Annotated in this window: 9 protein-coding genes; 2 read left to right on the plus strand and 7 right to left on the minus strand. The window is 39.3% G+C overall.

Going from position 1 to position 12,885, the window contains the following annotated elements; translation table 11 throughout:
• Positions 1 to 65: 65 nt before the first annotated feature.
• From C7B89_RS12760 to C7B89_RS12790, 7 genes are all read right to left on the minus strand, one after another.
• Positions 66 to 434, minus strand: a complete 369-nt coding sequence (locus C7B89_RS12760; protein ID WP_004227486.1) for a YisL family protein — start codon at positions 432 to 434, stop codon at positions 66 to 68.
• Between the two features lie 200 nt (positions 435 to 634).
• On the minus strand, positions 635 to 1,537 hold the full coding sequence (locus C7B89_RS12765; protein ID WP_048392038.1) for a fumarylacetoacetate hydrolase family protein: 903 nt from the start codon (positions 1,535 to 1,537) through the stop codon (positions 635 to 637).
• 124 nt (positions 1,538 to 1,661) lie between these two features.
• A complete protein-coding gene (locus C7B89_RS12770) occupies positions 1,662 to 2,828 on the minus strand; it encodes a DUF418 domain-containing protein (RefSeq protein WP_016993448.1) in 1,167 nt (388 codons plus the stop codon).
• 82 nt (positions 2,829 to 2,910) lie between these two features.
• The gene (gene addA / locus C7B89_RS12775; RefSeq protein WP_115673844.1) at positions 2,911 to 6,627 is read right to left on the minus strand and encodes a helicase-exonuclease AddAB subunit AddA; all 3,717 of its coding nucleotides are present in this window, start codon (positions 6,625 to 6,627) and stop codon (positions 2,911 to 2,913) included.
• A 1-nt stretch (position 6,628) separates the two neighbouring features.
• Positions 6,629 to 10,138 (minus strand): helicase-exonuclease AddAB subunit AddB, encoded by a 3,510-nt coding sequence (gene addB / locus C7B89_RS12780; protein WP_115673845.1) that lies wholly within the window; start codon positions 10,136 to 10,138, stop codon positions 6,629 to 6,631.
• Between the two features lie 326 nt (positions 10,139 to 10,464).
• Positions 10,465 to 11,103 carry a TVP38/TMEM64 family protein gene (locus C7B89_RS12785; protein WP_004227497.1) on the minus strand — a complete coding sequence of 213 codons (639 nt, stop codon included), beginning with the start codon at positions 11,101 to 11,103 and terminating at the stop codon, positions 10,465 to 10,467.
• An 11-nt stretch (positions 11,104 to 11,114) separates the two neighbouring features.
• Positions 11,115 to 11,666, minus strand: coding sequence for a helix-turn-helix domain-containing protein (locus C7B89_RS12790; protein ID WP_048392043.1), 552 nt, complete (start codon positions 11,664 to 11,666; stop codon positions 11,115 to 11,117).
• Positions 11,667 to 11,790: 124 nt separating this feature from the next.
• On the opposite strand from C7B89_RS12790, the gene C7B89_RS12795 reads away from it, so the two are divergent.
• The gene (locus tag C7B89_RS12795) at positions 11,791 to 12,525 is read left to right on the plus strand and encodes an AzlC family ABC transporter permease (protein ID WP_115673846.1); all 735 of its coding nucleotides are present in this window, start codon (positions 11,791 to 11,793) and stop codon (positions 12,523 to 12,525) included.
• Complete coding sequence (locus tag C7B89_RS12800) at positions 12,522 to 12,848, plus strand: AzlD domain-containing protein (RefSeq protein ID WP_048392045.1); 327 nt, start codon at positions 12,522 to 12,524, stop codon at positions 12,846 to 12,848. The genes C7B89_RS12795 and C7B89_RS12800 overlap by 4 nt, the downstream gene beginning before the upstream one ends.
• Positions 12,849 to 12,885 lie beyond the last annotated feature (37 nt).

Below are 12,885 nucleotides of genomic sequence, written 5' to 3' on the forward strand. Positions count from 1 at the left end.
TCCGTCTTCCGTTTTCGTTTACAAAATAAAAGCCGTGAAGCAACTACTTCACGACTTTTAAATCATTATGCTAAGAAATCTTGACCCATTGGCAGTTTAAATCCTAGGAACAAAGTGATTAATAGGAATACTGCAAATAAAATCCAAAACATAGCTGTTGGTTTATTTTTCTTTTGACGCACTAAGACCATTTCCATCATGCCAATTACAAGTATGCCACCTAAGAACTTAAATCCGTAAAGCATACCTTTACCATAGTCCATTGCCTCGATAAATAATGCCCCACCTGTGATGATTATTAGTACATAAAACAGACGTAATGTCATATGTAAGCCTTTTGATTGCTTGCCCATTAGTGCCGCAATTAAAAAGATGACAATACCTACTACCCACGTAGTAATATGCAAATGCGTTTGGCTAGTTAAAAAACTCATGATTGTCCCCCTCATTCTTTTTCTATCAAACTCTATCCTACCATGCGATGGAAAGGGTTTCAAATATTACAATAGTGTTCACACAATTTACATCATTTAAAACTTGGAATCCTTGCATCTCATAGTTTTTACTTCTGTTACTATGCCTTAAAGCAGTAAAAAATCCGCGGAGTATAGACTCACGCGGATTGATATCATCATTATTCAAAATGGTTGACTAAAGTACCAATTCCTTGAATAGATACTTTTACTGTATCTCCAGCTTTTAAGAATTGCGGCGGGTTCATCCCTTTGCCAACACCAGCTGGCGTACCTGTTAAAATCACATCTCCTGGCTCTAATGTTACATGCTGAGATAGGATGGATACTAACGTTTCAACAGAGAACATCATATCTTTCGTAGAGCCATTTTGACGTACTTCATCATTGACCTTTGTCACTACTGTTAAGTCTTGTGGATTTGGGATCTCATCCTTTGTCACAAGGTATGGTCCAAGAGGGCAAGTACCATCCAAGCTTTTACCCAAGAAGAATTGTTTATGTTTCTCTTGTAAATCACGAGCTGTTACATCATTGGCAATTGTATAACCAAATACATAATCAAACGCTAAGTTTTTAGGAATGTTTTTGCCACGTTTACCAATAACGATAGCTAGCTCACCTTCATAATCCATTTTTGAAGAAAGATCTGCATGAATGGAAATTGTTTGTCCATCTGCAGCAATTGCAGTTGGTGATTTTGTGAATACCATTAAATCCGTTGGTGCTGCCTCTGCACCCATTTCCTTTGCATGTTCATCATAGTTTTTACCAATACACATAATATTTTTAGGTGTACGTGGAATTGGTGAAAGCCATTCGATCTCTGTAAATTCACGTTTAAAACTATTAGCATTATCTGATTTTTCCGCTGCTTCTACTAATTTACGAATCTGTTCCACAAAATCAAAGCCTAAAGCAATGCCATCCACGATTGAACTTGAAAAAGAAGGGAGAACTTGAAGTTCACTTTGAATAGCGAGTACATCCCATACCGCTTCTTCTTTTTTTACTTTTGGTCCAAAGCTTACATGTCCACCTAATTTGAATGATAAAATTTTCATGATTGAAAGAGCTCCTTCTTTTTTCTACATAATACAACAATATGATAGAAATTACCTCATTTTTGCGACAACATTTTTATAAGTTGTTATATCTTCATAAAATATGCATGTGAAGAGGAATATATTAACGCACTTCTACTTTTTGCTTATATGTTAATTTACGCCATATTGTTTCTAACGGTCCTTGTTTCCACTTAGATAACCAGATTTCTGCTATGATCATTTGCACAACAATAATGCCGACAGCAATTAATACCCCTGTTTCTACACTTACTTTACCATACCAGCCAAAGCCAAATTGGTAGAATAAACAAGTACCTATAATAGATTGAAGAATATACATCGTTAATGACATGCGTCCGATTTTAGCAAAAGGACTAAGTAGTTTTAGCATTATTGGCACTAAGCAAAGTAACACAATGACCCCAATATAGCCCACCGATAGAACTGGGCCCCCTATGTATACCTTTAAATAATCTAGTAAATATGTTCTTGTAAACATAATAGATAAGCTTTTTATACCAATACCGATGACCAATCCAGCAATTGCAAACGTCAGCCAGAGCCACTTCAATTCTTTAGCCCGTTCTACTAAACGCCATTTAGAGGCAGCGGCACCTATTAACATATACGGTAAAATCGTGAACAGTGCGACAAACCACATCTCGATGCCTGCCTGCGTCGATAAATCTGTTAAGCGTTGCAAAAAGGCATCTACCCAGTTTCCTGTCCCATAAGCTGTGATGGCCTTCTCTACTGAAACGATATCTAAGTAATCATCTACTTTTGTATTAAAATTTACAATCCCTACTACAAAGAGCATAAAAGCTTGCATCAAGCCATTAATAATCAAAGCACTCGCTAATAGCCAGATGGGACTCAATCGTAGTAAAAGCACTAAGAAAACGCCACAAAATGCATACATCATTAATATGTCGCCCCACCAAATTAGCACAGCATGGATAAAACCAAAAGCAAACAGGATGGACAGTCTACGAAGCCCCAGCGTATAAAAGTTTTGTTGACGACTTTGAGCCTTTTGCCACTGCATGGCTAGCCCATAACCAAATAGCATGGCAAAAAGCGGGTAAAAGCTGCCTTGCACATAAATATCTATATTTTTCTGCCAAACAATATCTGATGGGGTTGTAAACCATGATGCCAAATCAATATGCGGCATTGGCAAATAAAAGGTATACATATTTACAAGTAAGATACCTACTAAACTAATACCTCGTAAAATATCTAATGTTGCTATTCGTTCCTGCAACATTGTTGGTTTTAACTCCACAAAATAGCCTCCTCTTGACTAGCAGCTATGGTGAAAGCAGGGCAAGAAAAAACTTTGCCCCACTTTGCCCGTAACAAGTTCTTTATGCGTGTATGGTCTGTTCATTATCGAATAAAAATAATACTTTATCGTTCACCTTGATGTGTAAGATGGATTCAATGGCTTCGCTATAAACACGAAGCTGTACGGCATAACGACCTAGTATTTCCTTTGACAAGGCTGGCTCCTGCGCAAAATGAGATTGTATACGATCCGTTTTATAATCCAACAAGACCCAATTACCGTATTCATCCTCAAATAGGCAGTCAATGATCCCTTGCACAATTTGAGCATCACCATCTTCATCGATTCTACTAATTGTAAACGGCATTTCTCTACGTATCTGCCTTGCGCGTTGAAAGCGTTGCCCTATTTCTGTCTCAAAAAAACGATAAATTTTCGCTTGCGGAACTACTTTGCCCTCCGCCTCTGTTAAAAGCTGTCTTGCCACTAAATCCTCCACAAAGTCCCTTACAGCATCGATATGACTAAAGCCATATTGAGGAACATGCTGCATCACTGTGTGTACAGCTGTACCAATTTCAGCACCAGTTAGCTGTTGCTCCTGTAAAAAAGCGGGTCGAGGTGCAATGGACGAAGCCTTTTGCTTGATAGGAGAGGCAAAATAAAATTCAGGTTCCTCCTGGCGCTGTAAATTTTCTAATCGCTTTATTTCACTAACAGATGTTTTGGAGCGCTTTCTTGTAGATTTTTGATAGACATACTGCGCTTGAAAGCGGGTAGTGATTTCAGCCAGCAAGTCCTCATCCTCTTGCATCGCAAGCACTTGCTGTACTTCATCGCCCATCGCCTCTATCTCATATGAATAATGCTTTGTATCGATGGCTTGAACCCACCAATGTGATTGATCCTCCACTTCTTTATAAGATGTGCTTGCTACTACTGCAAAATCTGCATGTCTTGCTACTGCTGGGCCAACCCAGTCCAAATAGCTGTTAGCTCTTGCACGTAAATATTCTTGAAGCGGTGCATCCATTGGTAAACTTTGTGCGTCCTGCCAGTTGTCGCGTGTTTTCTCCCAGTTCTTCACTGAGCCTACTAAAATCAAACGCTCCTTCGCACGAGTCATCGCAACATATAAGACACGCATTTCTTCTGCACGCATCTCCAGTTCTTTTTTCTCCTTCAATGCTAAAAACGGTAACGATGTATAGGTGATACGATTTTCGGGATCAATGGCCTTAACAGCTAGTCCAAAATCTTGATCAAACAAATAGGGTTGATGAAAATCCATTTTATTAAACGGACGTCCCATTCCTGCCACAAAGACGACTGGATATTCTAACCCCTTGGAAGAGTGTATTGTCACCAGACGTACTACATCATCCTTTTCGCCAATTGATTTGGCCGTACCTAAATCATCGCCACGCGTACGCATACGATCAATAAAGCGTAAAAAACGGAATAGCCCACGAAATGCCGTTTTTTCATACATTAATGCACGATCATGTAATACGCGTAGATTTGCTTGACGCTGTTTGCCATTCGGCATTGCCCCAACCATTTCATAATAATGTGTATCTAAATAAATTTTCCAAATTAAATCTGATAATGATCCACGACGTGCTAAATCACGCCAATTTTCAAAGGCTAGCATAAAGCGTTGCAACTTCTCAAATGTAGTGGTTTGCACACCATGTCCTTCACTACGAATAAATTGTCGTAAAGCATCATAAAAAGGTACCTTTTGATCGGCTAAACGAATTTTCGCCAGCTCATTTTCCGTTAAACCAACAAACGGTGCGCGCAGTACAGAGGCTAAGGGGATATCCTGATAGGGATTATCGACTACCTTCAGGACATTTAACATAATCATTACTTCGAGTGCGTCAAAATAACCTTTAGATGATTCTGCATAGAGTGGAATCCCTGCCAGCTTAAATTCCTCTACTAAGTCTGTTGACCATGTCATCGAGCGCATTAAAATCACAATATCACTATACTTTAATGGTCGCTCTGTTTTTGTTTTCGTATCGTATACGGTTGTTCCATCTTCCATCATTTGACGTATACGATCGATAATAAATCGTGCCTCGTACTGTGATTTTTTTAATTCCTCTAGCTCCGTTGCCTCATTGCTTAGTTCTTCCAGTTCTTCTGGTGTTTCCTCTTCCTGTGGTGGATGCAATACGACCAGCTCAACAGGTATTTCTTTATCATCATAGGGCGCAGCAGGCTTTAGTGACGCATTGTCATTATACGAAATCTCACCGACACGCTCACCCATAATTTGTGCAAAAACATAGTTTGTAGCATTTAATACTTCTTTTCGACTTCGGAAGTTAGCGTTTAAATCAATTCGCATCCCCGTTACATCAGGTGACTCCAAGTATTCATTATATTTTCTCATAAAAAGCTTTGGCTCAGCTAATCGGAAACGGTATATACTTTGTTTAACATCCCCAACCATAAAAAGGTTGCCATCTTGTTCTTCACCCGTTTTGACAAGCTGTAAGATGGTTTCCTGTAGCATATTGGTATCCTGATATTCATCCACAAGTACTTCTTTAAATCGCTTTTTCATATCTAGTGCAACCGGTGATGGATGAAGTGCACCATCTATCTCTACCGTTAAAATTTGAAGTGCATAATGCTCTAAATCTGAAAAGTCAATGATTCCCCGTTCTAACTTGGCTAGTCGAAATTGTTCACTAAATGTAGTGGTCAATTCAACTAGCGTAGTAATGGTCGGTGCCATTAACCTTATTTCCTCAAGTAGCCGTGCAGGCGTACGAACAAAATATGTCTCCTTGATTTTATTCATCATTTTTTTGGCTGCTTCTCGTTTTTTCTTCGCGAGCTCCTGTAGCTCTACATTAACTAGTGCATCCTTCGATACCCGCTTTAAGGTAGACCATTTAACCGTTGCAAAATAATCAAATAGCTCCTGCCATGTCCCACTTTGACTAATGCGTATCCCTTCCTGAATCATAGCAAAATCTACCTCTGCCGTTTCTGCATAGGGTGCAGGTCCATCTGGCTGTAATGTAATTGTGCGCATTTCAGAAATTAACATAAACGCCTCTTCCAGACTATGACGTACGGTTAATTTGACGTATTGAGATAGCTCTAAATCATCGATTGTCACTTCCTCAGCTAATTCATAAGCTTTCGGCAGGCTCCAAAGCCATTTTTGAGGCTCAGCATGGACACGAGACGTATCATAAAGTTTACTAATCAGCGTTTCGATGGCTTGATCATCACGATCTGAGGTAAAGCTATCGACAAGACGATAGATGGCTTGTACGTGAGCCTCATTCTCCGCATCGTAGGCATCTTCTAAAACTTCTGCTAAAACATCATCTCGCAATAATGCTATTTCTGCTTCATTGGCAATACGGAAGCCTGGGTCTATATCAAGTAAGTAGGCATATTGCTTCACAATTGCTAAACAGAATGAATGTAGCGTAGAAATTTGTGCTTTATTCACAAGACTTAGCTGCCGTCTTAAATGATTAGATGTTGGATTTTCTGCTATCGCCTTTTCTAATGCCTCAGACATACGATGGCGCATTTCAGCGGCTGAGGCATTTGTAAAGGTCACTACCAATAGTTCATCTACATTGATCGGGTTTTCAGTAGCAATGACTTTTTCAATCATACGATTGATCAGAACCGCTGTTTTCCCAGACCCTGCTGCAGCCGAAACAAGCGTATCTTGACCGCTAGCATAAATGGCCTTCCACTGATCGTCTGTCCATGTGACATCTACTGGCTTAACAGGAATTGTTTGTACCATGCTATTTTATCTCCTTCCGAATTTTATCGACAATATCATTCGGCTTTGCTTGCATTAATTGACGATAGCTTTGTTTACCATCTGATGGATCAAATTGGCAAACCGCAGCAAATTGACAATAATCACATGCCGTTTTAGCTTTTAATTTATAGGGGCTAATGGCCGTATCACCAGATAAGATACCATTCCCTGCCTCCTGATGTTTACGACGAACAAAATGCTGCAACTTTTTCATATCATTGACAGGAACTATACGCGATTGTGACTCAGACGGTGTCCCATCTTTTTTCATATAGACAGGAATGATTTTTGAATGTCCGCTACTTTCTTCCAATTGCTCGTCCATCGATAAAATCGCTTCAGCATTTTCAGATAGCAAACCTTTCATTTTATACTGCTTTAAACGATCCTCTTCTATTTCACTGTCCGTCAAATCTTTATCCAGCTTCAGCATCGGATTATGGACATGGACATACAGTACCCCTGCTGGCTCTGCTTCACCTGAGAGCCAGTAAGAACTATTTTCCATTGCCACATCTAAATATGTTAGGACCTGTAAGGATAATCCGTAATAAACCTCATTTAAATCAAGGTCACGAGCTGAGGATTTATAGTCGACAATCCGCAAATAAGAGCGGTCATCTATCGTTGCACTATCCACTCTATCAATACGTCCACGCATAAACATTTTCTTACCACCAGTCAAATCAATCTCTAATGGTGGTAGCTGTTCATGTTGTCCAGGACCAAACGACGCCTCAATTGCAATTGGTTTGAAGTGTGATACATTTGCATGCTGTGTCAGTGCTGTCATTGTACGCTCAACAATTCGAATTAGCTTACGCTGAATATAGCGATAGCGGGCACTGGATAATAGGATTTGATGGGAAAAAACTGGAACAATTTGTTCTACTGCTTGACGTGCTAATTGTTTAATTTGCTTTGTTGTTAAACGAATCCAAGATAATTGCTGACGATGTGTTTCCTCTGTAATCCACTTTAATGCCTCATGGAATAAGTCACCCATTGCAAACGTTTCTAGCCGATACTCAGCTCGTTCTTCAAGACGTAGGCCATACGTAGTGAAATGAGAAAAAGGACATCTGAAGTATTTCTCAATTCGCGACACACTGGATGTTAGCTTCTGACCATATAATTCCTGTGTAATATAGGTTTCAAGTGGCTCAGCCTCATTTTTATGGGTAATTGGATAAAGTACGCGGTCGAAAATGAGTGCCCAATACGGATCTTGTTTATAAAATCTTTGTAAAGCTAGCCATTCTGGAGCTAGTTCACGGCTATGTTCAGCTTGACGTAGCTGTACCATTAGATGTGCCAATGCAGTCCTTGGATGGCGTAAATATGATAAAACATCCCCATCTAGTAATTCAATCGGATCGACTACCACTCGTTCTATCGAAACACCACTTAATAAGCCAGCCTTTTTGTCATTTCCTATTATTTTCTTAATATAAAGTGAGGCTAGAAGTGCCTTGCCTTCCTCATCCGCCGTAGGATAGGTCATATACAATTTGTTAGATGGCGTTGTAATAGCGCGATAGAACAAGAAATTTTCCTGTAATAAACGATTAGTAGAGGTAGGAGCAAGCTCATAGCCAATTTGACTAAACCATTCACGTTCGATATCTGACAACAAGCCCTCATACTCCATCCGAGTTGGATAAACACCATCATTCATTCCTATTACAAAAGCGACTTTGATATTGGATAAACGAGCTAAATCAACAGTAGCCACCATTACTTCATCAAGGGTTGGCGGAATTCTTGAAAATTCTAATGTATCAAAGCCTTCATCAAGAATTTTGGCTGCTTGCTCTACAGACATCTCCTGCTCTCCAAACATATAAACGAATTGGTCAAGAACAGCAATCCATTCATTCCAAGCTTGTTCATGTTCACTTGCAGCTAATGCGTCACCTCGCTCTAGCTCACGATCTTTCATGGCTTGCAGTTTATCATATACCTGTAATGACTCTATAAATTCAAATAAAGCAGTCGCAATATCTCTGCCATTTTTGGCGCTATCAAGCTTGTCTTGTAAAAGTTTTAGAGGTTGGCGAATTTCATCTCGAATGGCCTCGATTTCTGCCTGCATTGCACGCTCCTCATCTGTTTGTACACGCGAATGGAATTCTAGACCTCGATATTTTTTATAAAACCAACGTGCCTCCTCAAACCATCGTTCACCATAGATGCCTTGTGCCAAGCAATAATTTTCTAATCGATCTGCTCGCTCACGCCAAATTGTTAGCTCCGCTTGTAATGGGAAAAACAAATCGGTTTTGACACTACGAAAAACTGGCTCATATTTCCAATTCGAGGTCATAACCTCCAAGGCTGAACGACTTAGCTCTATTAATGGATGATGTAGCATTGTCTTTTTTGTATTTGTAAAAATAGGAATTTCATATTGTTGGAAAATACTTGTAATAAGTGGATCGTAGAGATCTGCTTGTCTATACAAAAGTACGATATCCTGATAGCGAAAACCGTCTTCTCTTGTCAGTTTTGTTATTTCCCGGGCAATCGCATGTATCTCTGCTCGACGATTTGATGCTTCAAGCACGGTTACATCTCCTGAAGTTTTTATCGTTTGGGGCTCCAAAACAGCAAACTTTGCCTCCACATGCTGTAAATCTTTAGAATGAAATCTTTGAGTCTTATAAAAATGTAATGGTAATTCAACATCAATGCCCTCTTCTTTTGCTATATCATGAAGACGTTGATTCGTTAACGCTGCTTCATGGAATAAAGCTTGTTCATCAAAGGCTTCATCCATATGATCAAATGGAAGGACGACAGTTACTTGCTTCGTTACCTTTAACAATTCACGAACCAGTTCTAACTCTCGCACAGTGAAAGCGGTGAAACCATCAATATAGATGGTCGCTTGCTTCATCGTTTCTGCATACTTCAGTTGCTCCGTTAAAATCGGATAATAGCCCTCGCTGTCAACATAGGTCGTACCAAGTCGTTCCTCCAATGCCTGCAAAACGACATGTAAATCATTCGCTTTCGCCTGCAATGTATTAGGTGCATCTATTGCCTTTAACGATTCCGTTACCTCTGCCAAGACTGAGCTATTGACGCTATAGCGACTAAATTCTCTTAAAAGGGTTTCAATTTCCTCCGTAAAGCCACGTTTTCCTGCTGCTTGTCGAAATAAGGAAAACTCGCTTTTTTGTTCCTCCAAAAGTTTACGTATAAGCATTCGATAGCCATAGCCATTCACTTCTTTACGAGCAATACCTCCTGTTTCCTGTAAAACCAACCATGCTAAACGTTTAAACGTCATCACCTGTGCTCGAATCAAGCCTTGTAAACCATGCTTATTTGTCAGCTCATATTCCGTAGAATAAGACATTTGGTCAGGCACTATAATGAAAATTGGATGTCCCAATGGATCTGTCTTTAATTGCTCAACAATTTCCTGATGAATAAATGCGGATTTTCCTGTTCCCGAACGTCCTGAAACAATACGCAATGTCATTTACTTTCCCCCTCCTCATTAACTTGCTGTTGCGGGTGTCTCTCTTTTAATGAAATAAAAATTTGTACTTTTATTTGAGCGATTCTTTCACTGAATTGATTACTTCTCATCTATTTTGGAGCGGCTTCTCCAGACTATTGATCGCTTCTCATCTATGGTGGAGCAGTTTTCCCAGCCTACTAAAAACAACATAAATCATCTATCTTAAATTCTATCGAAAAAAACTAGTAAATACTATCTATCAACCTTCACCTACCTATAAAAAGGATAATTTATTACACAAAAAAGCAGCCTCTTCACATAATGAAAGAGGCTACAAATTTTTACTAACTGGCATGGTGGTCCTGCTTTTTCGTCAAATTTCGCGCTTGCTTTAAATCTCTTTCTACACGGGCATTCAAACGCTTCTCTATCAACTTCCCAACCCACCATAAAATAACAATGGCCACAGCTGCAATTATCAATCTCACTGGGCTAGTCAAGAGCGATTTTAAATCATAGCCCAATACACTCATACCTAAAATCATGACAAACTTTCCTGCAAGTAAAACGATTAAGTAAAATTTTTTATGGATATGTGACAATCCCGCTACAATATTGACAATCACAGATGGTGTAAAAGGGAAGCAGAGGAGGACAAAAAGAGGGCTAATGCCATTCATATCCACCCATTTAATAAGCTTCTGTACTTTTTTACTACCTGTTAAAAATTGTAGTCTTGGATGTTTGCCAAAATGACGCACAAGTAAGAAAACCGCATAGGAGCCAGCTACAGAGCCTAGCCAAGATAATAGAAATCCTAGCCATAAGCCGAATGCACTGGCATTCGCCACAACGAATACGACTAATGGTAGGAATGGTAAAAACGCCTCTAAAAACGGGAGCAGTAAACCAATGATTGGGCCGAACGTTCGATACTGTGCCGCAACCTGTTCAATATTTTCTACAGTAAACCATTCATTCAATATCGACACCTCTATTTATACTGTAAAATTAAATGAAAAATTGTTAACCCTTCTGAAGTATTGCGATATTCATGGGGTTGATGCCCTGAGAATACTAGTGTATCCCCTTCATCTAGTAATTCATGCATGTCTCCAGCAGAAATAACTGCTTGTCCTTTAATAACCATTACAGTTTCCTCTACCCCTTCTGTATGGGCTTCACTCCTACTAACTGCCCCTGGCTCCATTTCAACCTTATAAAACTCCCAGCCTCGCTCTGGATTATACGGAATAATGGAGTAAACACGATAGCGTCCCTCATCCTCATCGACATGTGGTACATCTTTACTGCTATAACGCATGTAATGGGCAGTTGGCGGCTGTAATAATGAAGAGAATGACATACGCATACCCGCTGCAATTTTCCAAATTGTTGAAACAGTCGGATTGGCCTCTCCTTTTTCGATTTGTGCAAGCTGTGCTTTACTGACACCTGTCGCTTTGGCCACATCATCGAGACTTAAATGACGTTGCTGTCTAATTTTCTTTAATTGAAATGCTAAATTTCGACTCATTTGTTCCATCTTTACTCACCAATTTCTATTGTTTATTTTATCAGACATATGTATACTTTAATAAACATCAAGAACTATCAAACAATTCCATCAATAGTATACATGGAAATTATCAAGAAAGGATGACCTATTTATGACAAGTACAACAGAGCTTCAACATGATGACACAACAAGCTCTTCCAATGACAGTTTTTTACAAGGCGTGAAAGATTGCGTGCCTACATTACTCGGTTATATTAGTATAGGACTTGCATTTGGGGTTGTAGGTTCCGCTTCAGGGTTATCCGTCCTTGAAATCGCGCTATTAACGATACTGATTTACGCAGGTTCTGCACAATTTATTTTTTGTGCACTTCTTTTAACAAGTAGCCCTGCCTCTGCTATCATTGTAACCATTTTCGTAGTGAATCTACGCCATTTATTAATGAGTTTAACATTAGCACCTCACTTTACGCGCTACTCCATGCTTAGAAATGTGGGCTTTGGTACATTATTAACGGATGAAACCTTTGGTGTAGCAGTCACAAAGCAAATGCAAACAGGTAAATTATATGGTAAATGGATGGATGGGTTAAATATAACAGCCTATATCTTCTGGATTCTTTCCTGTGTTACGGGTGCCTTTTTAGGACAGTGGGTAGCAAATCCTGAAAAATGGGGTTTAGATTTTGCCTTGGTTGCCATGTTTATTGCACTTTTAGTTTTGCAATTGAGCAGTGTTGGTAAAAGTAAAATCATGCATTATATCAAGTTAATTGGCTATATGGCGGTTATTATGTACGGTCTTTCTTATGTAGTCCCTTCACATGTGGCTGTGCTACTGGCAACTGTGATTGTCGCAACAATTGGGGTGGTGACAGATAAATGACAACAACTTCTTATATGGTCTGGCTTATTATCGGCTGCGCACTTGTAACATGGCTACCGCGTGTCATTCCATTTATTTTTGTGCGTAGTGTAACACTACCTGATGTTGTGCTAAAATGGCTTAGTTTTATTCCTGTTTGTATATTAAGTGCTCTTGTCATTGAAAATTTAATAGATACTGAAAGCGGCAAAGTAGTGACACTTGATTGGCCAGTCTTTATTACATTTGTTCCTACTCTTATTATTGCCCTTGTCACAAAAAGCTTATCGATTACAGTAGTTGCAGGAGTAATCATTATGGCAGCAGTGCGATTTTTCATGTAAAAAGGTCAGTCCTATTGTAAAGTGTACCCTTTATAAA

This window comes from Lysinibacillus capsici (assembly GCF_003367505.1).
In the GTDB taxonomy this organism is placed as follows: Bacteria; Bacillota; Bacilli; order Bacillales_A; family Planococcaceae; genus Lysinibacillus; species Lysinibacillus capsici.